Source organism: Streptomyces sp. NPDC048275 (assembly GCF_040652275.1).
In the GTDB taxonomy this organism is placed as follows: domain Bacteria; phylum Actinomycetota; class Actinomycetes; order Streptomycetales; family Streptomycetaceae; genus Streptomyces.
The window spans coordinates 1-23,939 of sequence record NZ_JBEZLR010000098.1 but is presented as its reverse complement, the minus strand read 5'-3'; the positions used below and the strand labels follow the sequence as shown (position 1 = coordinate 23,939).

At 70.5% G+C, this 23,939-nt stretch carries 28 protein-coding genes and 3 pseudogenes; 28 read left to right on the top strand and 3 right to left on the bottom strand.

The genetic code is table 11. The features are described from left to right. Positions 1 to 28: 28 nt before the first annotated feature. Positions 29 to 424, bottom strand: a complete 396-nt coding sequence (locus tag AB0D57_RS38125; protein ID WP_362084321.1) for a MerR family transcriptional regulator — start codon at positions 422 to 424, stop codon at positions 29 to 31. A gap of 392 nt (positions 425 to 816) precedes the next feature. Between AB0D57_RS38125 and AB0D57_RS38120 the strand changes: the two genes are divergently transcribed. After that, positions 817 to 1,509: a response regulator transcription factor gene (locus AB0D57_RS38120; protein ID WP_362084318.1), complete on the top strand. Its 693-nt coding sequence runs from the start codon at positions 817 to 819 to the stop codon at positions 1,507 to 1,509. Next, positions 1,506 to 2,957, top strand: a complete 1,452-nt coding sequence (locus AB0D57_RS38115) for a HAMP domain-containing sensor histidine kinase (RefSeq protein WP_362084315.1) — start codon at positions 1,506 to 1,508, stop codon at positions 2,955 to 2,957. Before AB0D57_RS38120 ends, AB0D57_RS38115 begins: the two co-directional genes overlap by 4 nt. Before the next feature lie 205 nt (positions 2,958 to 3,162). On the opposite strand, the gene AB0D57_RS38110 is transcribed toward AB0D57_RS38115, so the two are convergent. Continuing rightward, positions 3,163 to 5,313 (bottom strand): MMPL family transporter, encoded by a 2,151-nt coding sequence (locus tag AB0D57_RS38110; protein ID WP_362084312.1) that lies wholly within the window; start codon positions 5,311 to 5,313, stop codon positions 3,163 to 3,165. A gap of 151 nt (positions 5,314 to 5,464) precedes the next feature. Here AB0D57_RS38110 and AB0D57_RS38105 point away from each other — a divergent pair, with 151 nt between their 5' ends. The 8 genes and pseudogenes from AB0D57_RS38105 to AB0D57_RS38070 all read left to right on the top strand — a co-directional run bounded on the left by AB0D57_RS38105 (position 5,465) and on the right by AB0D57_RS38070 (position 10,677). Continuing rightward, on the top strand, positions 5,465 to 5,941 hold the full coding sequence (locus AB0D57_RS38105) for a hypothetical protein (protein WP_362084309.1): 477 nt from the start codon (positions 5,465 to 5,467) through the stop codon (positions 5,939 to 5,941). 101 nt (positions 5,942 to 6,042) lie between these two features. Further along, a pseudogene (locus tag AB0D57_RS38100) lies at positions 6,043 to 6,480 on the top strand (hypothetical protein). Further along, a complete protein-coding gene (locus AB0D57_RS38095) occupies positions 6,477 to 7,262 on the top strand; it encodes a hypothetical protein (RefSeq protein ID WP_362084306.1) in 786 nt (261 codons plus the stop codon). Before AB0D57_RS38100 ends, AB0D57_RS38095 begins: the two are co-directional and overlap by 4 nt. After that, positions 7,259 to 8,119, top strand: a complete 861-nt coding sequence (locus AB0D57_RS38090) for a relaxase/mobilization nuclease (protein WP_362084303.1) — start codon at positions 7,259 to 7,261, stop codon at positions 8,117 to 8,119. The genes AB0D57_RS38095 and AB0D57_RS38090 overlap by 4 nt, the downstream gene beginning before the upstream one ends. Then, complete coding sequence (locus AB0D57_RS38085) at positions 8,088 to 8,831, top strand: hypothetical protein (protein ID WP_362084363.1); 744 nt, start codon at positions 8,088 to 8,090, stop codon at positions 8,829 to 8,831. Before AB0D57_RS38090 ends, AB0D57_RS38085 begins: the two co-directional genes overlap by 32 nt. A 22-nt stretch (positions 8,832 to 8,853) precedes the next feature. Next, the gene (locus tag AB0D57_RS38080) at positions 8,854 to 9,609 is read left to right on the top strand and encodes a hypothetical protein (RefSeq protein WP_362084301.1); all 756 of its coding nucleotides are present in this window, start codon (positions 8,854 to 8,856) and stop codon (positions 9,607 to 9,609) included. Further along, the gene (locus AB0D57_RS38075) at positions 9,606 to 10,436 is read left to right on the top strand and encodes a hypothetical protein (RefSeq protein ID WP_362084298.1); all 831 of its coding nucleotides are present in this window, start codon (positions 9,606 to 9,608) and stop codon (positions 10,434 to 10,436) included. The genes AB0D57_RS38080 and AB0D57_RS38075 overlap by 4 nt, the downstream gene beginning before the upstream one ends. Beyond that, the gene (locus AB0D57_RS38070) at positions 10,399 to 10,677 is read left to right on the top strand and encodes a hypothetical protein (RefSeq protein ID WP_362084295.1); all 279 of its coding nucleotides are present in this window, start codon (positions 10,399 to 10,401) and stop codon (positions 10,675 to 10,677) included. The genes AB0D57_RS38075 and AB0D57_RS38070 overlap by 38 nt, the downstream gene beginning before the upstream one ends. Positions 10,678 to 10,884: 207 nt before the next feature. Here AB0D57_RS38070 and AB0D57_RS38065 read toward each other — a convergent pair whose 3' ends face one another. Beyond that, positions 10,885 to 11,385, bottom strand: a complete 501-nt coding sequence (locus AB0D57_RS38065; RefSeq protein WP_362084292.1) for a hypothetical protein — start codon at positions 11,383 to 11,385, stop codon at positions 10,885 to 10,887. Positions 11,386 to 11,551: 166 nt separating this feature from the next. On the opposite strand from AB0D57_RS38065, the gene AB0D57_RS38060 reads away from it, so the two are divergent. The 18 genes and pseudogenes from AB0D57_RS38060 to AB0D57_RS37975 all read left to right on the top strand — a co-directional run bounded on the left by AB0D57_RS38060 (position 11,552) and on the right by AB0D57_RS37975 (position 23,781). Further along, positions 11,552 to 11,683, top strand: a complete 132-nt coding sequence (locus AB0D57_RS38060) for a hypothetical protein (RefSeq protein ID WP_362084289.1) — start codon at positions 11,552 to 11,554, stop codon at positions 11,681 to 11,683. A 28-nt stretch (positions 11,684 to 11,711) separates the two neighbouring features. Then, positions 11,712 to 12,095: a hypothetical protein gene (locus tag AB0D57_RS38055; protein ID WP_362084286.1), complete on the top strand. Its 384-nt coding sequence runs from the start codon at positions 11,712 to 11,714 to the stop codon at positions 12,093 to 12,095. Beyond that, entirely contained in the window at positions 12,092 to 12,892 is an 801-nt protein-coding gene (locus AB0D57_RS38050; protein WP_362084283.1) for a DUF317 domain-containing protein, read from the top strand. The genes AB0D57_RS38055 and AB0D57_RS38050 overlap by 4 nt, the downstream gene beginning before the upstream one ends. A gap of 288 nt (positions 12,893 to 13,180) precedes the next feature. After that, complete coding sequence (locus AB0D57_RS38045; RefSeq protein ID WP_362084280.1) at positions 13,181 to 13,852, top strand: DUF317 domain-containing protein; 672 nt, start codon at positions 13,181 to 13,183, stop codon at positions 13,850 to 13,852. 2 nt (positions 13,853 to 13,854) lie between these two features. After that, positions 13,855 to 14,589: a hypothetical protein gene (locus AB0D57_RS38040; protein ID WP_362084277.1), complete on the top strand. Its 735-nt coding sequence runs from the start codon at positions 13,855 to 13,857 to the stop codon at positions 14,587 to 14,589. Then, positions 14,589 to 14,738, top strand: a complete 150-nt coding sequence (locus AB0D57_RS38035) for a DUF317 domain-containing protein (RefSeq protein WP_362084274.1) — start codon at positions 14,589 to 14,591, stop codon at positions 14,736 to 14,738. Before AB0D57_RS38040 ends, AB0D57_RS38035 begins: the two co-directional genes overlap by 1 nt. Continuing rightward, positions 14,739 to 15,215: a DUF317 domain-containing protein gene (locus tag AB0D57_RS38030; protein WP_362084271.1), complete on the top strand. Its 477-nt coding sequence runs from the start codon at positions 14,739 to 14,741 to the stop codon at positions 15,213 to 15,215. A gap of 32 nt (positions 15,216 to 15,247) precedes the next feature. Beyond that, a complete protein-coding gene (locus tag AB0D57_RS38025; protein WP_362084268.1) occupies positions 15,248 to 17,035 on the top strand; it encodes a TraM recognition domain-containing protein in 1,788 nt (595 codons plus the stop codon). Between the two features lie 277 nt (positions 17,036 to 17,312). Continuing rightward, on the top strand, positions 17,313 to 17,903 hold the full coding sequence (locus AB0D57_RS38020) for a hypothetical protein (RefSeq protein ID WP_362084265.1): 591 nt from the start codon (positions 17,313 to 17,315) through the stop codon (positions 17,901 to 17,903). A 79-nt stretch (positions 17,904 to 17,982) separates the two neighbouring features. Continuing rightward, positions 17,983 to 18,582 (top strand): hypothetical protein, encoded by a 600-nt coding sequence (locus tag AB0D57_RS38015; RefSeq protein ID WP_362084262.1) that lies wholly within the window; start codon positions 17,983 to 17,985, stop codon positions 18,580 to 18,582. Between the two features lie 90 nt (positions 18,583 to 18,672). Continuing rightward, positions 18,673 to 19,281 carry a hypothetical protein gene (locus AB0D57_RS38010; protein ID WP_362084259.1) on the top strand — a complete coding sequence of 203 codons (609 nt, stop codon included), beginning with the start codon at positions 18,673 to 18,675 and terminating at the stop codon, positions 19,279 to 19,281. Beyond that, positions 19,278 to 19,436 carry a hypothetical protein gene (locus AB0D57_RS38005; RefSeq protein ID WP_362084256.1) on the top strand — a complete coding sequence of 53 codons (159 nt, stop codon included), beginning with the start codon at positions 19,278 to 19,280 and terminating at the stop codon, positions 19,434 to 19,436. Before AB0D57_RS38010 ends, AB0D57_RS38005 begins: the two co-directional genes overlap by 4 nt. A 90-nt stretch (positions 19,437 to 19,526) precedes the next feature. After that, positions 19,527 to 19,673, top strand: a pseudogene (locus tag AB0D57_RS38000) (DUF317 domain-containing protein); the annotation flags it as partial. Further along, positions 19,671 to 20,099 carry a DUF317 domain-containing protein gene (locus AB0D57_RS37995; RefSeq protein WP_362084360.1) on the top strand — a complete coding sequence of 143 codons (429 nt, stop codon included), beginning with the start codon at positions 19,671 to 19,673 and terminating at the stop codon, positions 20,097 to 20,099. The pseudogene AB0D57_RS38000 and the gene AB0D57_RS37995, both read left to right, overlap by 3 nt. Before the next feature lie 117 nt (positions 20,100 to 20,216). After that, positions 20,217 to 21,092: a hypothetical protein gene (locus AB0D57_RS37990; protein ID WP_362084357.1), complete on the top strand. Its 876-nt coding sequence runs from the start codon at positions 20,217 to 20,219 to the stop codon at positions 21,090 to 21,092. Between the two features lie 5 nt (positions 21,093 to 21,097). Beyond that, a pseudogene (locus AB0D57_RS37985) lies at positions 21,098 to 22,263 on the top strand (DNA cytosine methyltransferase). Between the two features lie 137 nt (positions 22,264 to 22,400). Further along, positions 22,401 to 22,970 carry a DinB family protein gene (locus AB0D57_RS37980; RefSeq protein WP_362084253.1) on the top strand — a complete coding sequence of 190 codons (570 nt, stop codon included), beginning with the start codon at positions 22,401 to 22,403 and terminating at the stop codon, positions 22,968 to 22,970. A 112-nt stretch (positions 22,971 to 23,082) separates the two neighbouring features. Next, complete coding sequence (locus tag AB0D57_RS37975) at positions 23,083 to 23,781, top strand: alpha/beta hydrolase (RefSeq protein ID WP_362084250.1); 699 nt, start codon at positions 23,083 to 23,085, stop codon at positions 23,779 to 23,781. The last annotated feature ends 158 nt before the right edge of the window (positions 23,782 to 23,939 follow it).

Below are 23,939 nucleotides of genomic sequence, written 5' to 3'. Positions count from 1 at the left end.
GCAACCGGCTGAGATGCAGATCACAGCATCAGGTCGACTGCGCCACCGGTTCCGGGGCCGTGGACAGCTCATCCCGGTGTCGGCTATTGGCCCTGATCAGCACGTCGAGTGCATCCCGAGTCTCGATCATGTGTGCGATGTCGGCGTCGATCCGGTCGCGCTCGCGCATCATCGCCGTGAACGTCTCCTCGGCGACGCCCAGGTCACCCGGGACGTCCACACACGGCAGCACAGTCGCGATCACCCTGCTGGACATACCCGCGTCGAACAGCTGTCGGATGAGTGACACGCGCTGGACCGCAGCATCGGAATAGTGACGCTGCCCCGCGTCGGAGCGTGAGCTGGTCAGCAGGCCCTGCTCTTCGTAGTACCGCAGTGAGCGCGGACTCACGCCCGTGCGCTTGGACAGCTCGCCTATCCGCATCCCTGAGAGCCTACGCCCGCGTGCTCCAGGTTCAGACCGCCGTCGAGCCATGGACGCTCGCGGACACCCCCACGGCCGCAGAGTTGTCCTCCCGGTCCCACGACTGAGCACGTTCGTCTGTACACGCCTGAGACTCTTCTCGGTACGCCGACACCACCAGCGGACTCGACACCACCACGCCTGAGAACGGCAGATGGACACTCTCCACCGCACCCGACTCCATGCCCTCCATGGTGAGTCCGATGCCCACGGACCCGGCCGAAACAGGGAAGCGGGAACAGCTTCTGATCTTTAAGCTAAGAGCGCGGTCCCCAGCGACGCGCTAATCCTGGCCTCAGGTTGATCGGGGACAATGAGCGGCAAAAGCATCGACTGGAAGGGGGCGGGCCGGCGTGCGGATCATGATCGCGGATGATGAAGTGGCCATCCGTGAGTCGCTGGAGCGGGTGCTCCAGGTCGAGGGTTACGACACCAGCACCGTCGCCAACGGTCTCGCCGTGCTCGACGGGTTCGGTGGGGCCGGCGGTGACACGCTGGATCTACTGATCCTCGACGTGATGATGCCCCGCCTCGGCGGGTTGGAGACCTGCCGGCGGTTGCGGGCCGCGGGTCGGGATCTGCCGGTGCTGATGCTGACGGCCCGTGACCAGGTCTCCGACCGGGTCGCGGGCCTGGACGCGGGCGCCGACGACTACCTGCCCAAGCCGTTCGCCACCGAGGAGTTGCTGGCCCGGGTGCGGGCCCTGCTGCGCCGGCGCACGCCGACCGACGGGGAGTCGCAGATCCTGTCGTTCGCCGACGTCCGGCTCGATCCCGACAGGTTCGAGGCGTGGCGGGGCGGGCGCCCGCTGCGCCTGACCCGGACCGAGTTCTCCCTCCTGCAGGTCCTCATGCGCAACGCGACCCGGGTCTTGACCCGCGACGCGCTGTTCGAGGCGATCTGGGGCTTCGACATGAGCGCCACCGCCAACAACCTCCAGGTGTACGTGAGCTACCTGCGCCGCAAGATGGAGGCCGAGGGTGAGCCGCGATTGATCTACACGCTGCGCGGCCTGGGATACACGTTGCGGGAGACTCCTCCGTGAGCGGGCCCGCCGGCCGGGAACCGCGCCGGCTGACCCGATGGTGGCGCCGGCGGTCCCTGCGGACCAGGCTGACGGTGATCGCGGCGACGGCCATCGCGGTCAGCGTGTTCGTGGCCTTCCAGGTGGCCAGCGAGCTACTGGACTGGGAGCTGCGGGACACCGCCGAGAATCAGCTACGCGCCGACTCCCGCGTCCTGGCGACGAACGCGGAGCGCGCCGGTCTGGCACAGGTCCAGCTACCGCCGTATCCCGGATCCGGTCGGCTGGTGCGGGTCATCCTGCCCGACGGCTCGATCCGGACGCCGGCCGGCCAACCCGCGCTGCCCCCGGTCAGCGAGCACGCCGGGCGCGTGGCGCAGGGCGCGTCGGCCGACCTGATGGAATCGAACGACAGCGACGACGACGGCTACGTCATCTACACGCTGCGGGCGGGCGACGGCGCGGTCCAGGTGGCCCACGTCGTCGACGACAGCCCGATCAACCGGTTCGGGTTGGGCATGCTGCTGATCGGGCTGCTCTGCGTGGTCGGCGGCGCCCTTGTCGGGCGGACCGTGGCGCGGACCGGGCTGGCACCGATCGACCGGCTGACCGCCGCCGCGGTACGTGTCGCGCACACCCGGGATCTCGACGCCGACATCCCGGATGAGGGCGGTGGGGAGATCCGGCGGCTGATCCAGTCGATCAACGACATGCTCGCCGCGCTCCGGGACTCCCGGCGGGCCCAGCGGCTGCTCGCCGAGGACGCCGCCCACGAGCTCAAGACCCCGCTCACCAGCCTGCGCCTCAACGTCGAGCTGCTGATCCGGCTCGATCGGCGCGGCACCCTGGACAGCGCACTGCCGGCGGAGAGCCGGACCCGGCTGCTCAACGATCTCGGCGCCCAGGTGGCCGAGTTGAGCACCCTCGCCGCCGAGCTGACCGACCTGGCGCGCGGTGACGTCAGCGACGAGAGCACCGAGGTGCTCGACGTCGCCGACGTGGTGGTGGCCGCCGCGACCCGGGCGCGTTCCCGCGTGCCCGACATCGAGGTCGCGCTCGACGTGACCTCTGTGTGGGTGAGCGGGCGTCCCGCTGCGCTCGAGCGGGCGGTGCTCAACCTCATCGACAACGCCGGCAAGTGGTCCCCCGCAGACCAGCCGGTCCAGGTCCGGCTCCGTGCCGAGGGCGCGTCGGTGGTGCTCGAGGTCGACGACGCCGGGCCGGGCATCGACGCCGCCGACGTACCCCGGGTGTTCGACCGGTTCTACCGTGCCGACAGCGCCCGGGCGTTGCCGGGATCCGGTCTGGGGCTGTCGATCGTGCAGCGGGTCGTCGACGCCCACGGCGGCCGGGCCACCGTCGCCCGCTCCGCACGCGGTGGCGCGCTGCTTCGGGTCGACCTTCCGGCCGCGGCCCCGCCCGCCCCGATCGCGCGGCTCACCGCCGGGGAGGACACCGCGGTGCGCTGACCCGCCCCGGCGGCGCGGCGCAGGACAAGGGACGGCGGCCCTCGGGCATGGCCCCGCGCGGCTCACCGTCGGGGCAGGACACCGCGGTGCACCGACCCCAGCCCCGGCGCGTGGCGCAGGACCAAAGGGCGGCGACCGTCGGGCCCATGAAAAGATCCGGGACGGGTCTGGGGCCCCGTCCCGGATCTCGTCCGTGCCGCCGCGCTCACCGTCGCAGCGCGGGCTCCTCGTCGTCGGCGAGCGACTGTCGACCGTCCGGCAGCTCCGCCGCTGGACGGGACAGCCGGCTCGGCCACCAGATCCGGCGGCCGATCAGCAGGGTGAGGGCGGGCACCAGGACCGACCGCACCAGCAGGGCGTCGAGCAGCACGCCGAAGGCGACCAGGAACCCGACCTCGATCAGCATCACCAGCGGAAGTGTGGCGAGGACCGCGAACGTGGCCGCCAGGACCAGGCCTGCCGAGGTGATGACACCACCGGTAGCGGAGAGGGCTTTGAGCATGCCCTCTCTGGTGCCGAGACGCACGGTCTCCTCCCGGGCCCGGCTGGCCAGGAAGATGTTGTAGTCGACGCCGAGCGCCACCAGGAACAGGAATGCCAGCAGCGGCACCGAATAGTCGACACCCTTGAACCCGAGGATCGTGTCGAAGACGAACACGCTGCCGCCGAAGGCCGCGGCGAATGAGACGATCACGGTGGCCATCAGGACCAGCGGGGCCAGGATCGCGCGCAGCAGCAGCCCGAGGACGATCAGGACGACGGCGAGCACCAGCGGGATCACCAGCTTCTCGTCGCGCCTGGTGGTCACCTCGGTGTCGAGGTTCTCCGCACTCGGCCCGCCGACGATCGCCTCCGCCCCGCTCACCGCGTGCACGGCGGTGCGCACCCGCTTGATCGTGTCGTACTCCGCGGCGGTGTCCGGCGCGTCCTTCGGGAACACGGAGATGTTGGCCCAGCCACCGCTGGTCTGCTCCGGGACGGCCAGGGCCACACCGCGCGTGTCCTTGACGACGTCGAGCACCCGCTCCTGGTGCGCCGGCCGCGTGAAGACCGTCATCGGCTGGCCGCCGAGCTCCGGGAAGTGCTGGCGGAGAACGGTGAAGCCGGTGACCGACTCCGGCGCGGACAGGAACTGGTCCTGCTCCCGCAGGGCGCCGGTGTTGCCCGCCATCCCCAGGGCGAGCACGCCGAGGGCTCCGAACGAGCCGAGCGTCGCCACCCACCGGCGGCGGCTGATGGCGGTGCCGAGCCGTCCCCACAGCCCCGACTTCTCCTCCACGGCCGTGCTGAACCGCGGGATGGCCGGCCAGAAGATCCGCCTGCCGAGCACCACGAGCACCGCCGGGAACAGCGTCAGCATGGCCACCAGCGCGCACAGGATGCCGGCCGCACCGATCGGGCCCAGCCCGCTGGTGCTGTTCAGGTCCGCGACGAGCAGGCAGAGCAGGCCGGCGACCACGGTGGCCGCGGACGCGACGATGGCCGGCGCCGCGCCGCGGAGCGCGTGGACCATCGCGACCCGGACGTTCTCATGGTGGTGCAGTGCCTCCCGATATCGGGCGATGAGCAACAGCGCGTAGTCCGTGCCGACGCCGAATACCAGGATCGTCAGCAGCGCCGAGTTCTGGTCGTTGACCACGATGCCGAAGCCCTTGACGAGCAGGTAGACGGTCCCCATCGAGGTCAGTGCGGCCGCGCCAACGGCCACCAGCGGGATGATCCACAACACCGGGCTGCGGTAGGTGAGGATGAGCAGGAGCGTGACGACGACGATGGTGGTGAGGAGGACCTGCACGTCGATGCCGTCGAAGACGGCATCCATGTCGCCGTCGATCGCGCCCGGGCCGGTCACGTCGAGTTCCAGGCCGGAGGGGCGGTCCTTCGCGGCGTCACGCAACGGGCCGACGATGTCCTCCGGCGCGCCGTAGGTCGTGCTCACCTCGAGGGTGAACATCATCGCCTTGCCGTCGGTGGAGGGGCTCGTCGGTGAGCCCTCGTCGTCCTCGCCGGCCGCCGCCGTCGCCTTCGGCGGGTACCGCTTGGCAAGGGTGTTGTAGTGGCGCTCGACCGTCGCGCGGTCGGCGTCGGTCATGCCGCCGGCGCGGTGGTACACGAAGACGAACGTGTTGTCGTCACCGCCGGGGAGACTGTCCTCCAGTATCGCGACCTTGGTGGACTCGGCGCTGGCCGGCAGGGTGTCCGCGGCGCTGTCGGTGGTGACCGAACTCAACTTCCCGCTCAGCGGCACCATGAACACCGCCAGCACCAACCACAAGCCAATCACTAACCACGGCACCCACCGGCCTGCCAACCGACCGGCCGGCGCTTCCCCGGACGGCGCTGCGTTGACTGCCATCACTAGCCTCCTACATACGGGTTGCATCGCTCATCTGATGCCTACTTCCTAACGAGCGAACCTGAGACCACCGTTAGAGCCTGTGAAGTAACCGGCGTCCGTTGTAGATGGTGATGTTGATCATCGATGTCTTGTGGGTGGGTGCGTCGCGGTGAATCGTCCGCGCCGCTATCCGTCGGACACCTCGGATACCGAGTGGGAGATCACCGCGCCGTACATCACGGTCAGAGGCACTCGGGCAGGTGCCGACGGGCGCCCGGTCCTGTATCGGCCCCTCAGGCTCAATGATTGGTTCGGAGAACAGTGGCTCGCCGCCAAGCGCGCCGCCGAGCAGCAGGTCGCCGCGGAGTGGGCCGCCCAGTTCGACATGCCGCTGCTGGAAGGCCCCGAACGGGCCCTGGACTGGGGCGAGCGCTCCCGTCACCAGCTGATGACCGCCGCGCACACCGCCCTGGTCGTCGAAGGCACCTGGGACGAGGCCGCCTGGGCCCAGCTGGAGGAGAAGGCCCGCACGGTCACCCGGGCCGGTTGGTGGATCGACCAGCGCGACGCAGAAGGCGCTGACCTGCTCGAACTCCTCAACTCCGCCGGAGAGCAGGACCGCGGGACGGAGAACCCGTTCCGGTGAGAGGCAGGGAACATAGCCGACGATCGCCGGTTAGCCAAACCGGCGATCCTGCGGACCATTGATCCTCCCGCCGACACCCCGCATCGCGTGGAAGGATCTGCATGCTCCCGCCCTCCTCAACTCCTCCGCCGACGCCGGCGTTCGCTCCGACGCCCGACCCGCTCACCCCCGCCCGGGACATCACTCACGCCCACTTCCGCGCCGGTGAGCAGGTCGTCGTCCTCAAAGGCGTGGCCGGCAAGGAACTGTGGGGGGATGCGATGCGCGTCGTCGCGCCGTCCTGGCACACGCCGACCGACGAGGACGGATGGCGGCTGCGGGATGCCACCGGCGGCGCCCAGACCTATATCACCGCGCACCCCCGCTAACTCGTGCACCTCTCGCGCCGCTGCCCGGACTGCCTGATCCACCTGCGCGTCATGGAGGACCACCTCCTGCCCCGGCACGCCGGAGTCGACGCGCTCATCGACTGCGGCTGGTACACCACCACCGCCCTCGGCCAGCTCGTCCACATCGCCGACACCCGGTCCGGCCGGTGACTCTCCCCCTCCGGCGTCCCGGCCGCGCCCTCGCCCTGCTGCGGGCCCGCACCCGCGCCACCCAGAACACCGCGGACCCGCTGTGGCCGGCCCGTCTGGTCGGCGACCTGCGCGAACTCGACGCCGACTGGCAGGAGTCGGCCGAGGTGTGCGCGGATGCCGCATGGGCCGCGCGCGCCGCCGGGAACAGCGTCCTTAACCTGCTGCATCCCGGCCAGGTCACTGCCGCCGCCCCCGACCCGGTCACCGCCCGCACCTACCGGCACCCGTTCCTTTCGGGGCTTCGGTACGACTTCCGCTGCGCCACCCTCCAGTCCCTCGCCGAACCGCTCCTGGAGAGCGAACACGGGCCGCTGGACTGCTATAGCCGGGCCCTGTACGCGTTCGCGCTGCTGGGCAAGTCCCGCCCCAAGGGGCTGGCCGTGATGGACGAGGTCCTCGACGAGGCCGGCGATCACACCAAGACCCTGCACGTTCTGCTGCACGGACTGTGGCTCGGCCTCGACCTGGACCTGGACCAGGGTGCGCAGCGGCTCCTCGCCCTCAGCACCCGGCCGCCCTTCGACGTCGGCACGGACCCGATCGTCGCCTTCCGCCAGGCGGGTGCGCTGCGTCGGCTCGGCCGCTACGACGCATCACTCGCGGCCATCGACCGCGCCCTGGACCTGCTGCCGCCGGGCGACACCACGGTCCACGCCGATCTCGTGCGCGAGCGGTCCCTGACCGCGACCGCCCGCGACCTTCACCGCCACCTTCTCGTCCTCGGAGGCACACCGACGTGATCCCCCGCGTCAACGAACGCACCATCGGCGCACACGATCCGCTCAGCGAGGCCCTCGGCAGGTCGGTCATGCCGGAGGAGGGTCTGACCGAGCACACGATCGTCGCCTACTGGCCCGCCCTGGACTCCTACACCCTGGACGACGAGCAGGCGACGTGGAGCGCCGTCCAGTGGGCCGACCACCTCGAAGACCCGCTCTTCGAGAACCCGTTCGCGGCCAGCCCGCGCGGCGACCGGCATGCCATCGCTCACCTCGATGTCCGCCTCCACCCCGGCGACCGGGACCTGACCGGCGCGGAGTGGGCCGAGAGCGCCCACCGTTTCGCCCGGGCCGCCGGGATCGAGATCCCCGGCGACGCGAACAGCTGCCGCTGGATCGCCGTCCAGGCCAAGCCCGGCCGCCTCGACGTGATCGCCAACCTCATCCGGCTCGACGGAACATGGCAACACCCGCCCGCCGATCTCGGCCGGCGCCTGAACGACGAGGCCCGGCGCATCGAGCAGGACCTGCACCTCCTCCCGGTAGTGACGTCCGACGGCCCGGGCTCCCCCCGGCGCACGCCGACGGCAGCGACCCAGCTCGCAACGCTGCTCACACAGTTGGCCGACGAGCAGTCGGGGCCGCTGGCCACCGTACGGGGGCTGATCGAGCACACCGCCCACCGCCTCGCGCGCCAGGCGGGTGCCGCGGGCTCGGAGACCGCGCACCGCCTGGAGCTGATCGCCACCCGCCTTCACCACGTCCAGGAGGACCTCGACGCCACGGCCGGCCGGATCGCCGCGCAGCCCCGTCTGCGTAGGGCGGTCGCCCCGGCTCTGCCTGCAGCTGCCCGGGCCTCCGCCCGCCACGCACCGTAGGAGAAACGCTTCTTCGCCTTCGGCCGACCGCTTCCTGACCGTCCACCGTGATCCGCACTCCGCGGAGGTCCTCGCCCGCGGAGGCGACAGTGAGGCCCACAGCGTCCTGGAGCGCGCGGGCTTCGTGCCCGTCGTCCGCCTCCACGAGACCTACCACCGCGCCCCCACCCGCCTGGACCCGGACACCGAGGACCAGCTCGCCACCGAGGCCGTCGCCCGCCTGCGCGCCGCCGGCTACCACGTCGACTGCGACGAGGACTTCGACACCGATCGCCGTCCGGCCCGCTATCCCACGTTGGGGGCCTCGGTCGCTCACCTCGCCGAACGCCTCCGCGAGGCGACCACCACCCAGGACGCGGCCGACGCTCTCACCGAGCTGACCGTCCCGCACGATGGCGTCCTCGCCGCGATCGAGCAAGTCCTCTACGCCGCAGCCGACTTCCACGACGGTCTCGGCGCGGCAGCCGACCCCTACACCGCCCGTCGGCTGCGCCACCTGGCCGACGAGCAGCTGCGGGTCCTGCGCACTGATCTCATCCACACCCGCAACACCCTCGCCGACCGGCACGCCCCGCACCCCCGCCGCAGTACCTGCACCGGAGAAGTCCCCGCAGCCGAACGCGAACGCTCCTCCGTGTGCGCCTGCCCGCCCCCGCCGCGTACCGCGCCGGTGCCGTCACCGCCTGCGGTGGCCGCCGGGCTGCGCCGCTGACCCATCCCTTTTCAAGGACACCATGCACCCCTACGAAGACCCTGAGCGCCTCGCCTCGTACGCCGACGTCCTCGTCGGCGAACTCCCCGGCGGCTGGACCAGCACCTACCACCCGTCCGATGACAAGGACGACCTCGCCGAACTGACCGACCGGATCTGGGACTTGGACCTTGTCGCCGCTGCCCTGGCCGACCAGCCGCTGCAGCAGGCGGCCGTCCTGTCCCGCCCGGACGGCGCCCAGCTCGCCGTCCTGGACCGGCCGGGCGAGCACGAGGGCTTCCTCATCGCCGCCGTCGCCCCGCACGATCTGCCTGACGAGGCGTACCGCGGCGTGCGCGAACCAGGCGGCATCACGCTGGCGGACGATCCGTTCCTGGGGGCCGAGCAGGTCGCCGGTGACCTGCTCGCCCGCTACGAGACCGCGCTCGCCCAGGTCCGCCACAACGCCGCCGCCGGCGTCCAGCCGTCGACGCCCGAACGGGTCGTGCTGACCTGGCAGCCGGACAGCAGCCTGGCCGCCGCCCCCGTCGGCGCGATGGCCCGGGACGTGCTGGCCGCCCACGGCTTCGTCCCCGACCAGCAGACCGGTATCTACCGTCTCAGCGGCGACGACACCACGGTGCAGGCCCGCGCCGTCCGCGCGATGGGCCTGCGGCTGAATGCCCATGGCATCGCCCTCGCGATCCCGCATCCCTCGGGCCGGATCGCGCCCACCGCCACACCGCCCGCAGCGCCGGCCCCGGCCGGACCCCGGTCCTCGGCGACCAGGACGCGATGAGGCCGAGCGAGCCCGACTTCGCGGTGTGGGAGTACGTCACCATCACCAAGGACTCCCGCACCGGGCTGGTCGTCGCCCTCGGCGGCACCCAGGAGGCGGCCGGGATCCTCCAGCGCAACGGTTTCCTCGATGCCCCCGGTCCTCGGGGCGAGTACCACCGTCTCCCGCTTGGCCTCCCCGTGGAAGAGGAGCGGCACAAGGCCACGGCCGCCTCGCACTCCCTGCTCGGCGCCGGGTACAGCGTGCTCCTCGACCCGGCGCTGAACTCCTTCGACCCGCCCGACGGCGAACGCGAGACCGCCCGGCGCTACCTCGCCCAGCTCTCCCGGCGGGCCTTGGACGCGCGCAGCGGCGGGGAGGCCGCCGCGGTCCTGACGGAGATCGCCGAACCCGATGCGGGCCTGCTGACTCTCCTGCGCGAGGCCGTCGTCGGCACCTTCATCAGCTGGTCCCAGCTGCTGAGAGCCGCGGGCACGGACCCGGAACCGGCCGCGCGGCTCGGGGAAACGGCCCATGCCCTCGCCCGCACCGCCGACAGCATCCTCCTCGTTCCGCAATCACGCCGCGCGCACTCCCCACCGGCCGGCACCCACCACGACGACGCCCAGTGCGGCGTCGCGTCCCTCCGCACCCCTGTCCCGCCACCGCTGAACCGGAGACCCGTTCGTGGGAAACCGTGCCGACGACGAAGGCACCGACATAGCGATCTGCCGCAGGCCCCTGACCGACACCGTCCACGCCGACACCCCCACCGGCGCTCCCGAACAACTCCTCGCGCTGCTAGGCGAGTTGGGCTTCGAACGCAACACCGCCCGGCCCGCCGGTGACGAGGGTCCGGCCTACACCTGGCACGAGGCCCCTGGTCACCTCAGCGAGGACGAGACGACGCAGCTGACCACGCGCGCCGTTCCGACTCTGCTCACAACCGGTTACACCGTTTACATCCCCGACTATCTCTTCGACCGGGCGGTCTACCTCCGCGCCGTTCAGGACATCCGCGCGCGGCGCGTGACAGCGGCAGCCGCTTCGCCCGCACCGGCCCGCCCGCCCCATCGCTCGCGTGGATGAGTCCCTGCCCCTCTCCGTCCGACAGGAGTACACCCCAGTTGCCACCGCGTCCGCCGTCTTCCGTCCCCTATGTGCTGGCCGCTCCCGGTCACCTCGCCGGCGGGGGTGACCGGGAGCAGTTGACCGAGCTGCTGCTGCGCGGGCACGACTGGCGCAACGTATCCACGATCGACCAGCGCACCTCGCTGGCCAGCCCAACTTCAACGGCTAAGGCTCTGCATCGAGATCCCGCCGCATCGCGCTGCGCAGGGCGACGTGGGCCTCGTCGTAGCGCATGCGGCACCGGGCGTACTCGTCGCCTTGTGCAGGCGCCCCCTGCGCAACAGCGTCCCGGATGTCCCTGAGCCTGCGGAATGTGTCCTCCGCTGGGGAAACAACGAACTGCGGTGCGGAGATGGACAGTTCATAGCGCAGACTGATGCACGGCTCGAACGCGTCCCACACAATCCGCCTGCGCTCATCGACCGGCGCATCCGACTCACGCGCCATGAGGCTGCACGCATGCCGTGCCTTGGCCAGAGCAGTCAGGTACGAGCCGTACACGGCCCGGCGCGTCTCCGTGCGCTGTTCACCCCGCTCACGCTTCCAACGCCGACGCTCCAGCACTCCGGCCGACACGGTCGCGATCCCCCCGCCTACCACGGTGCTGGCCAACGTCATCCACTCCACCGCATTCACCCCCACAAACACGTACCTGGTGAACAGCACAGGCGCGGCCCTTTCCGCCGAGACCGGGCCGCGCGCTCCTTACCTGCGTCCGCTGGCCGCACCCGCGCCCCCGTTCGCCTCTTCATTTCAGGAGTTTTCCGTACCCCGTACTCCCCTTCGCAACGAGCCGCCACCAATCACCGCTGAGGGTCGGCATCGTCTGGCCGTGTTCCTCTTCCGCCGCTACCTGCGCGCCTGCATCCCCATCCGCCCCGGCCACACCGTGCCCTTGGCCGGCGCACGCCCCGAGACCGCGCTCGCCCAGGCCCACCGCATCGGCCACCGCCACCACGACTGAGCCCCCCGACTCCGCGCTCTGGAGGAGCATGACCCACCCCACCGTGAACCCGGTGCTGCTCGCCGACGAGATCACCCGTCAGCTCGGCCAGCTCACCGAACACCTCGCCCAACTGCCAGCCAACGAGGCCACGTTGGTCATCGCGCGCATTCTCGATCCGGACGGCGGAGTCCTCGGCGGCTTCACCGCTCTCGTGGGTACCGGCAGCCGGTTCGCCAAGACCCAGGCCGAGCACGGGCGGCTGCCGGCAGAGGTCTGGCTCGCTCTGGGCCGCGCGGCGAACGAGCTCGACCACATCGGCTACGACCTCGACGAACACCGCGGAACTCTGCGCCACATCAGCCAGCAGCCCACCCCGACGGCGGCGAAGCCCCCGGCCCCGGCTCCGCTGGTCGTGCGGCGGCACCGGTGAAGAGGAAGCAGTGGGCCGGCCGGGGCCCGGGCGAGCAGCCCGAACAGCACTACCTCATCGAACCCCGTGCCCTCGCCAGCGGCGGCGACATCCGGCACGTCTCGGAGTACCTGCGCGCCTCCGGCTGGCGTGACCGCTCCAAGAAGGACGGTCCGCTGGCGCTGGAGAGCCCGGACCGCACGGTCCGCATCTCCTACGACCCGTACATCCAGCCGGGCGGCTGGGCCATCCGCAGCGCAGCGCGAGGGCACCAGGCCGAGTGGTGGGCCACACTGGGCCGGCAGACCCCGGTGGAGATCGTCGCCGGGCTGACCGACGCTCTGACCCAGCCCCCCTCCGCCCACGCCCCCGACGTGTGGGCGCCGCTCAAGGAGCAGCGCTGGCAGCTGCAGAGCGAGGGCCGGCACTACACGGCCACCAGCCGGGACGGTTCGGCGTGGCTGCACTTTCGCCAGGATGCGCAGGGCAACGCCCTGTGGTGGTCCGGGGCGGGCGACCCAGGCGGCAGCGGCTGGAGCGCCCAGTTCGGCCCCACCACCCCGATGCACCTCGTCGCTGCCTTCTCCGCCGCGATGGCCAGCCCGGAACCGGTGATGCGCCCCCGCGGGCGCGTCCCGCACACCGCCAAGATCCGCACCACGTCCGTGTCGGTCCTGCCTTCCCAGCTCAGCGCCTGGCAGCAGGCCCGGATCACCGCCGCCCGTGCCGCCACCTGGGCCCGCTCCTGGAACTCCGGCCAGCCACGGACCGCACCGCGACCCCACACCTCCGCCAGCGGCACCCGCGCCCGCCGCTGACCCTTCCCCGCCGACCGCCCAGGAGCCCTGTGCGCGCCCCGACCGTGGACGCCGTCCACTCCTCACTCCGCTCCCGCCACTCCAGCTACGTGTCCAGGAGGCCCAGGCTCACCCTGTCAGCGGACACGCCGCCGAACGCCCGGAGGTGGGGCCGATGCCGGTAAGCCGGCAGCAGCTCGCGGCCTTCGCCGACACCCACGCCTGGCGGATCCCCTTCGACACCAGTCCCCGCCACCTCGCCGGGCCCGGCGACGGACGCCGCGTCACCCACGGCCTGGCCGCCGCCGGATGGCGGGCACCTCCGACCCGCTCAGCCCCGAGATCGTCCTCACCAGCCCCGACCAGCGCCACAGCCTCCAGTTCGACCCGCAGTCCGCCACCTCCGCCTGGTGGCGGCTGCGGGCCGAGCCCACCGGCTCCGAGCCCGGCTGGTACGCGGAGTTCGGCGAACTCGTCCCCGCCGAACTCCTCGCCGCCGTGACCGACGGCCTTGTTGCCCCACCACCGGCCGAGCAGAGCGATCCTTTCCGCAGGCTGCAGTCGGCGAACTGGCCGACCGACGCGGCGCACGCGGCGCGCTCGCCCGACGACATGTGCTCCGTGGAGCGGCGATTCATCGACGGTCACAGCACGAGGTTCTGGCACGTCGAGGTGAACGAGCCGGGACACGGCATCCCCCAGGGCCGGCGCCTGTGGCATGCCGTGTTCGACAGCCGCACGCCCCTCCATCTGGTCGACGCGTTCGTCGCCGCGCTCGCCGAGACCGCCCCGCTCCAGCGCGGCATGTACGAGCGCACCGCCCACCACAGCGTCGTTCAGGAGCCCAGCGCGCTCACGCCGCAGCAGGTCGTCGCCGCGCACACCAGTCGGCTCGACATGATCCGCGCCCAGGCAGGCGCCGCACGTCGGCAGCAGCGGCAGACCCCCACGACGGCCCGGCCACCCGGCCCCCACCGCTGATCTTGAGAGGACCCCTTCCGATCTCGTTCGACCATCTCGCTCACCGCGATTTCCTGCACCACCTCGATGTCTTCATTCATGACAGCGAGAAGATCCTTACCGCGTGGGATGCCTACTCCGACGAGCACACCGACCTAGACGGCTGGCCCTTCGACGACGATGCCTACGGACTGCGCCAGCGCCAGCGCGACGCCGACACCGCCGAGGCGTTCGAGACCGTACGCGCCGGCGCCCGCCACCTGCTGGCCACGGCCGACGCGCAGCTGCCCACCCTGCCGCCTGGCTCGGTCCAGGCGCACTGGGTCTACCGGCTCGGCGTCCTGCGCGGCACTCTCGACCGGCTCGATGCCCTGCACGAACAGTGGCTGCTCACCCGTGACAGCCTCCCCGCCGACGCCCAGCCCGGCACCTCGGTCTTCGACGACGCCCTCGCCGAACACCACGCCGAATGCTGGAGCCACCTCGACGACTGGGCCGCCCACGGCCAGGTGATCGGCGACATCAACACCGCGGCCCGGCACGCCCCGTCGCCGCTGGCGCCGCCACCCGTCGCGATACCGATCCTCCCCGCGCCCGGCCCGACCATCACGGTGCGCAGGGGACCATGGCCCCAGGACCCGAGATGGTCGAGGTCGACTTCGTCGCGCCGCGTCACCTGGCCGGTGGCGGTGACCCTGCCTGGATCACCGTCCCCCTGCACCACGCCTGCGGCTGGAGCTACGGCCAGGACCCCCTGATGCCTCGCGTCTTTCTCACCAGTCCCGACCAGAAGGCCCATCTGCGGCTGGACCCCGATCCCGACGGCCAGTGGTGGACTCTCCACCACACAGCCACGCCCGGCAGGCCCGCCTGGTATGCGAGTTTCGGCGCCCGTACCCCGGTCTAAATGATCGGCGCTTTCCTAGACGCCCTCACCGACCCGAACGCGGCCACCGCCGTTGAGGCAGACCCATACGAGCCGCTGCGGCAGGCGGGCTGGGTCCCCGCCAGCACTCAGACCAGACTCGTCTCACCCGACGCCACCAGCTACGTCCAGTGCCATGGGCCCTTCTTCGCCACCACCGTGCTCAACAGCGGCTCCCAGCCGGTGTGGCAGGCCCGGTTCGGCGAGCACACCCCTGCCCACCTGCTCGCCTCGTTCACCGCCTCGCTCGCCGACCCCAGCCCGGTTGCTCGCACCCTTGACGCCCAACGTCTGCCCACGCTCAACCCCCGCCTCGTCAGCCGGGTACGGCGCGAAGTCACCGCCGAACAGGCCGTCTTCGCCCTCGAAGACCGTGTCCGCGCACTCGGTGCCCGCCGCCCCGCCCTGCCCGCTTCTCCAGGAAGACGGCCCAGGCACCCCACCGGCCGCACCCGCTGATTCCGCCGTCTCACCGGAGCCGTTAGCCCCTCTTGCCTCCCTCCTCCACGAACAGCACCGACGGCTACGACGTTGTCTTCCGGCTCCTGCTGGGAGCGCTCGCCGTCGTCGTCCCTCTGTCCCACCTCACCTGGCTGTCCGGGAACATCACCGCCCGCCTCACCGGCAACGCGTGGGCCCCCTACCAGCCGACCACCGCCCTACTCCACCCCGAACAGCTCTGGCCCGACACCGGGGAAACGGCCCTGCTGATCGGCACGCGCATCGCCCCGATCGTGATCCTCCTCGCGCTCGCCACCACAGCCGGTCTCCTGTGGGGGCGGCACAAGAACCGCAGCGGCAGCCGGAAGAAGATCACGGGCATGGCCAAGGCCCGGGACATCGAACCCCTGATGGCCAAGGCGATCACCGCCAAGGCCCGCTCCCTGCGCCCGAGCCTCAAACACTCCAAGCACATCGACGCCGCCGACACCGGCATCCTCCTCGGCAACCTCCAGGGTACCCGCCACGAAGTCCGCATGGGATACGAAGATGTCTCTGTCGCGATCATGGCCCCGAGGTCCGGCAAGACCACCAGCCTCGCGATCCCCTCCATCTTGGCGGCCCCCGGCGCGGTCCTGTTGACCTCGAACAAGGCCGCCGGTGACGCCTACACCGCCACTCTCGACGCCCGCGCCGCAACTGGACGGGTGTGGTCGATGGACCCGCAGCAGATCGCGCACGCCGAACGCTCGATGTGGTGGAACCCGCTCGCCGACGCCAAGACCCTGGACGGCGCGGGCCGCCTGGCCGGACACTTCCTCGCCGCCTCCGTGGACGCCTCCCAGCAGGGCGACTTCTGGTCCAAGGCCGGCAGCAACATTCTGAGCCAGTTGTTCCTCGCCGCCGCGCTCGACGAGCGCCCCATCACGGACGTCATGCAGTGGCTCGCGTTCCCCGCCGACCGCACCCCGCTGGACATCCTGCGCGACCACCAGTTCACCGCGGTCGCCGCCCAGCTCAAGGGAACCGTCGAAGGACCGCCCGAGACCCGTGACGGCATCTACGAGACCGCCCGCCAGTACGCCGCAGCCCTCTTGAACAGCGAGATCGCTCGCTGGGTCACCTGGCAGAAGGGCGTCCCGGAGTTTCGCCCCGCGCAGTTCGTCGTCTCCGCCGACACCCTGTACCTGCTGTCCAAGGACGGCGGAGGCGGAGCCTCCGCCCTGATCGCAGCGTGCGCGGACTCCGTGATGCGGGCCGCGACCGCTCAGGCTGAACGCGCCGGCGGGCGCCTCGACCCGCCAATGCTGGCGATCCTCGACGAAGCCGCGAACGTCTGCAAAATCTCCGATCTACCGGACTTGTACAGCCACTTGGGCTCGCGCGGGATCATCCCGATCACGATCCTGCAGTCCTACCGCCAGGGCCAGAAGGTCTGGGGAGATGCGGGCATGGACGCCATGTGGTCCGCCTCCACCGTCAAGGTGATCGGGTCGGGTATCGACGATCCCGACTTCGCCGACAAGCTCTCCCGCCTCATCGGGCACCACGACGTGGAGACCACGTCCACCTCCACCTCCGAGTCCGGGAAGTCGACCTCGGTGTCGATGCGGCAGGAACGGATCCTGCCCGCGGACGCGATCCGCGCCCTGCCCAAGGGCACCGCCCTCGTCTTCGCCACCGGCATGCGCGCCGCCATGCTCGACCTGCGCCCCTGGTACGCGGAGCCTGGCGCGGACGAACTGGCCGCCGCCTCCGCGCGGGCGTCGAAGGCCATCACCGCACGTGCCATCGCCAAACACACCCCGGCCCAGTCCGACTTCGGCAAGGCCGCATGAACGGATCCTGGCTGCGCCCCTCTCGGATACCGGCGATTGATCACCTACTGGCAGGCGGGGCGAAAGCGGAGCGTCACTGCGCGGTGCCGGCTAGCGCATCATCGCCAGCCGCCCGCCCCGTACCAGATGGCACGCTCGCTCCCGGCCCCGCGCCGACCATGGCAGACCGCACCGCCCGTTCCTGTGGGAAGCCCCTGCCCCACCCGCAGCCAGTATCAGCCTGTCGTACGCGTCCGTCCGTCTGTTCCCCTCACCACCTCCCCAGCCCGGAGTTGCCTTGCAGAGCCTCGATAGGACCGAGCACACCCGTCTCCTCGGCCAGGTGGCCCCCGCGCTGAAAGATCTACGCGAGGAGGCGGAACGCATCCGGGCAGGCGACATCACCAAGCCGGTCCGTGAGATCGCGCCCCTCAGCCTGCGCGTACAGCAGCTGGCCATGGAGTGCACTGGGCAGTTCCACGACCTGTCGACGAGCCAGTACGCGGTCATGAAGGGCGGCCAGGAGAACCTCGCTCACCTCGCCGGCGCCTGCGCCCAGGTCTCCCTGGCGGCCACGCTGTGCAACCTCGCCATCCACCACCGCACCGAGTGCCTGCTGTACGAGGACGCCGACCCCACCCCTAAGACCAGCCGTGGCCAGCTCCGACGAGCCGGTGACGAGATGCAGCGGGCTGCCACCACGTACCGCGCTCTGGCGCGCCTGCTCTCGCGTCGACTGGCTTCGGCCAGCTCCCGCGCTGAAGACCAGCAGCTCATCGCCCATGCGCTGGCGAACGGTTCAGAGAAGGCGTCCGCCGCCGCATCCACGCCGGTCTACCCGGCGCCGCCACGCCCCGAGCCGAAGCCGTTCATCCACACAAGGCGCTGACAGCGGGTGCGCCTGCCCTCACCCGTCAACGCGCCGAGCCCCACTCACGGCGCCACCCGCATTCCCCTCCTGGAGATCCATGTCCTTTGTGGACCACGCGGACGTGTTCATCGGCTCAACCGGCGACGCGCACACGTTCGTCCTCCTCAACCGCCCAATCCGCGGCGTCGACCGCCTGCTGACCGGCGCCGGGCTCACCGCCCGCACGGTGAACGGCCGGACCCTCTACCTGCTCCCGCCCACTACCTCCGAGGAGGCCAACGAGCAGGCCGGCACAGCGATGTACGGGCTGTTGTCCCATACCCACGACCTCGTCGACCTGTCCTGGACCACCCGCCGCAGCCCGCAAAACCCTGGTCCCGAACCCGACCTGTGCTTCACGCTCACGGACACCGCCCTCACTGCGAACGCCGCCACGGACGAAGCCCGCTCCCTCCTGGAACAACACGGCTTCACTCCCTCCGCCGGCTCGTCGTACCAGGCGCCGGTCCCCCTGAGCGAGCGTGACCTGCTGGGCGCGGTCGTCCGCGCCGAATCCCACGCCTACACCCACGGACTGGTCGTCCGCGTCGATCTGGGCATCCCCACCCCCGACGCGATCCCCGCCGCGTCCCAGCGCACTTCGATCGCCGTCCCCGTCGGCCCAGCCACCCAGCCGAAGCCGCTCCGCACCCGCTGACCTCCCCGGAGACCCATCATCACCATCCGCCAGATCGATCTGCCCGTTCAGATCGACCACTTCCTCCAACTCGGCGCCGACTTCGACGCCTTGAAGACCAGCGTCAGCACGCTGAAGGCGCAGCTGGGCAGCGAGATGTTGAAACAGCTCACCCCGGAGATCGCCCAGGTGCACGAGCTGGCGGGTCGCTCCCTGGTGCGGCTGGCCGCCCTCGACGGCAGCCAGTACACCCTCGTACCCGGCAGCCGCTTCACTCTGGAAGCGCTCAGCTCCGTCGTGGAAGCGGCTTCCATAGCCGCGCTCGGCCTCGCGAGCGCGGTGGCGGACAACCCGCTGGAGGGAGCCGCCTTCGCCAGCGGCCCTCCGATCGACGACGCCAGCATGCGCAAGGCTCGGCACGCCGAGGCCGCCCCTCGTTTGGCCAAGGCCCTGGGCGACGCCGCCCACCAGCTGGACCTGTGTGCAAACGGCTGCCTCTACACAGCATCGTTCATCATCCGCGACCTCAAGGAACATCCGGAACATCTGCCGCCGCTTCCGCAGCTGACCCGGGCCCAGTACACGGCCCTGGAGAAGGTCGCCCAGGGGGGGGCACCAGTGTCTCCAGGTCTCTGCGGGGCGGCCGGGAGAGCGTCCGGGCTGGCGACGGCAGCACTCTCCACAGCAAGCCCTTCACCGTGCTCGCGGACAACAAGTTGATACGCATCCAACAGGGGACCTCCGCTTTCCTCGACCGGAGCGTCACGGCTACCGCCGCCGGGCACCTGGCCCTGGACACCCAGAAACCCACCCGCACACCGACACCCACCATGGCCAAGGCGCCCGCTCCCGCCGCGGCCGGCAGGCGGCGGTGAAGGGCTTCGCTCCCGACGACCCCGTGCTCATCGCCCCACGCCACCTCGCCGGCCCCGGCGACCCGTCCCTGATCATCCAGCCCCTGCGGCGATCTGACGGTGGCCCTGCGCCCCGTCCCCTCGGCGTACACGCCGTGGTGGCACTACACCGGCACCCACGACAACCAGCCCTGGAGTGCCGAGTTCGGCGGGAACACCCCCTGCGAGATCCTCGCCGAGTTCACCGCCGCCCTCCTGCACCCGTCACCCGACACGCCCGCTGAGGTCTGGCCGCTGCTGACCGCAGCTGGCTGGCGGTACTACGACTACGAGCAGGACGACGAAACCGCCCGGCACCCCTCCGGGTCCCTCGTCCTGTCCCGGCACCGCCCCGGCACCACGCCTGCGGACTCCTGGACCGCCGAGGCGGCCGTTCACCTCGGCCCTTACTTCTGGAGCGCCGAGCTGCATGGTGTACCCCCGCACCTCGTCACCGCGTTCGCCACCGCCCTGACCCGCTCGGAACCCGTTCTGCGGGCCAAGGGCGCGGTCCTTGACCCGTACGTCGTCACGCAGACGCCCGGCGAGCCGCACGAGGCACCCCGGCTCACCGCCCCGGTCCGGCCCCACTCCGCCTCCCCGGGGCCCGTCGCGGCATCTCCCTCCCGCGGAACGGGCCACTGACCCTGCGGGCCTGGATTCACGCACCCCAATGATCACACCACCCGAAAGCGCACTGCCATTTCCGACACGCCTGCCCTCACCTGCCTTTCTCTGGGTGCCGGAGTTCAGTCCAGCACTCTGCTCGCCCTGTCCGCGCACGGAATTCTCCCGAAGGTCGATTACGCCATTTTCGCCGATACCGGCTGGGAACCCCAGGCGGTATACACCCATCTCGACCGCCTAGAACGGGAAATCGCCCGGCCGGCCGGAATACCTGTTCTCAGGGTTTCTTCGGGAAACATCCGCGACGACGCCCTCGACCCCGATCACCGGTTCGCGTCCATGCCCCTCTACGTCCTCAATCAGGACGGGAAACAGGGGATGACCAGGCGCCAGTGCACCGGGGAGTATAAAATCAAGCCCATCAAGAAGAAGGTCCGGGACCTTCTTGGATACCCCTACCCGCAGCGAATCCCGAAGGATGTTTTCGTCGAGCAGTGGGTCGGTATATCGACGGATGAATTCCACCGGGCCAAGGATGCCGACGTCCAGTACATGCGCAACCGGCACCCGCTGATCGGCCTGGACTGGTCCCGCGCGGACTGCATTCAATATCTCACCTCCATCGGTCTGGAAGATACGCCGAAATCGAATTGTTTGGGCTGTCCATTTCATGGAAACCAGCAATGGAGAAATATCCGGGACACCAGTCCTGAAGAATGGGCGGACGCGGTCGCCTTCGATGCGGCCATCCGGCAGGGCAACGCCCGCGCGAACGCCTCCGGAAACCGGCTGCTGGGACAGGCGTACCTGCACCGCTCCCGCGTCCCCCTCGACGAGGCAACCATCGACCACGTCACGGCCGCCGAGTGGGCGGCCCGCCAGCAGAACCTCGACGACCAGGCCGCCGCCGTGGAGGAGCTGGAGACGGGGGTGGTCGACGGCTGCTCCACGTGGGCGTGCCGCGGCGCCGAACCCGAGCCGGTGCAGGGCGACTTCGGCCTGGCCTCGTGAGGCGGATCATCCTCGACCTGTTCGCCGGCCCCGGCGGCTGGAGCCACGCCCTGACCGTCCTCGGGGCGCAGGATGTCGGTCTGGAATGGGACGAGTGGGCCTGCAAGACCCGCGCCAAGGCCGGGCAGTTGACGATCCGCACCGACGTCGCCGCCTATCCCGTATGGATCTTCTCCGGGCGGGTGCTCGGGTTCATCGCCTCCCCGCCCTGCCAGGCGTGGTCGATGGCCGGCAAGCGGCTCGGACTCATCGACCAGGCACTCGTGCACCAGGCCGTCGCCGATCTCGCCGCCGGACGCGACACCCGCGAGCAGCTGCTCGGCGCGTGCGCGGACGCACGCTCTCTCCTCGCCGCCGAGCCCATGCGCTACCTGCACGCCCTCAACTCGGTGGGCGAGCCGGAGTGGGTGCTGATGGAGGAGGTTCCGAACGTCCTTCCGCTGTGGCGTCAGTACGCGGCCGTGCTGCGCGGATGGGGTTTCTCGGTGTGGACCGGGATCCTGAATGCGGCCGACTACGGCGTCCCGCAGACCAGGCGGCGGGCGATCCTGCTCGCCTCCCGGGTCCGCGCCGCTGGGCCCCCGCCGCCCACCCACGCACCCTCCGCCGGGCCGGAGTCGCTGTTCGGGCCGGGCCGCGAACGGTGGGTGTCCATGGCCAAGGCCCTGGGCTGGGGCGCCACCGACCGGCCCGTACCCACCGTGTGCGCCGGCGGCGGGCCGGGAGGCGGCCCCGAGCCCTTTCCCTCCGGCTCCCGCAAAACCCTCATCGACGCCCGCGACCGCGGCACCTGGACACCCCACCCCGACTCCGAGACCGTCCCGGCCTCCCCCGGACAGGGCCCGGCCGGACTGCCCGGCCGGATAAAGACCGAGCCACGGTCTCTCCGGCCGCCACCCTCACCGGCGAGGCGCACCGCTGGTCATGGTCACTGCGCAGCAACAACCAGACCAACGCCACCGTGCGGCGTGCCGACGAGCTCGCCGGCACCCTGTTCTTCGGCCACCGGGCCAACGAATGCACCTGGGTCGCCGAGACCCCCTCCGGCATGCCGGACGATGAGCAACGACCGGCCCCGATCAAGATCACCGCCCGGGAAGCAGGCGTACTGCAGACCTTTCCCGCCGACTACCCACGCTTATCTAGGGGTATCAACCAACATCGCTGGTGATAGCTCTGTTCCGATCTGAGTGACGTAGGGCACGTGCCGCGGCTGAGGCAGCGATGCCAGTCCGGCTGGTGGATGAGCCGGGGGTTAGATGATCGACTCCGACGCAGCCAGGTCTCCGTTGTATGTAGTGTGCGGAAATGACAAGAAGCGAGCGGCTCGCGGAGCAGCTGGATTGGTACTGGCACAAGAACTTGCGGCCACAGCTGGACGGCCTTACCGACGAGGAGTACTTCTGGGAGCCGGTGCGCGGCTGCTGGAGCATCCGCCCACGTGGCACGTCGGCCGCACCGATGTCGGAAGGTTCGGGGGAATGGACGATGGACTCCGCGTCCCCTGACACGGTGCCGGCGCCGGCGCCGGTGACGACGATTGCCTGGCGGCTGGCGCACATCATCGTCTCGTGCCTGGGCTATCGGGTCGGATGGTACTTCGGCGGCCAGGACGTCGACTCCGAGACATTCGCGTACGCGGGGACCGCTGATGAGGCGCTAAAACAGCTCGATGAAATGTATGGGAGATGGAACGCGGGGGTCCGCGAGCTTTCGGACGCTGACCTGGAGAATCCGCCCACGGTGGGTCCCGAGCGGTTTCCCATGGAGAACAGGGTCCTGCACGTCAACAGGGAGCTGATCCATCACGGCGCCGAGATTTCCCTGCTGCGCGACCTCTACCGCTGGCAGGACGGAGCCGTACCGCGCCGAATATGACTTTCCGCTAACCGGCGATCGAGCTTCGGAAACCTACGTGGACTCCGAGACGTTCCGTGGCTGCGAGCTTCAGTGATCGCTGGCCTGACGCTGACTTGAGGAGGCGGGCAAATTGGCTGCCGTGGTGCTCGTTCACGGTCTGTATCACCGTCCCGAGCACTTCGCCGTGGTGGCAGAGCGTTTGCGGACCGCAGGAACCGAGGTTGTCGTTCCCGAGCTCCACCGGGGCTCGTTGCCCGCTGACACTGCCGCGGTCCAGGCTGCCATCGACTCGCTCCGGGAGCCTCCGATTGTGCTCGGGCACTCTTATGGCGGGTCGGTGATCACCGGGGTCGGCGGAGCGGGACACTTGGTCTATCTGGCGGCCTTCGTGCTGGATGTCGGCGAGAGCGCAGCCGGTATGGGTGGGGCGTCCCGGCAGCTGCAGGAAGCGATCACCTCTGAGCTCGACGGCTCGACCAGCCTGCGCCCTGACCGGGCTGCCGATGCCCTCTACGGCGATTGTCCCGAACCTCTCGCCGCCTGGGCGGTTGGTCTACTGCGTGCGCAAGCCCCTGGCTGCGGGCGAGGAGTCCCAGAGCGCCACAGCTGGAAGCGCACTCCCTCGACCTACGTCGTCTGTGGACAGGACCGGGCTATCGACCCCGGCCTGCAGCGGAAGATGGCCTCGCGCTGCACCGACGTGCGCGAGTGGCCGACGGGCCATTCCCCGTTCGTAGGGCAGCCCCATCTCGTCGTTGAACTGCTGCAGGAACTGCTTGCCACCAGCATCTCGCGCAAGCGGGATGAGGGAGTCACAACCACTCGTTGATCGCTGCGATGAGGTCGGTCGCTTCGTAGCGGACAGCGAGTTTCATTTGCTTTGGTTCTTGAGCTTTTTGTTTAACCGGCGCGCCCGTAGTGCTCTTCGAGTGACTCGGCGCGTTTGACGGTTTTGCCCACCCCGTGACGGGGTGCGGTCGTGCGGTT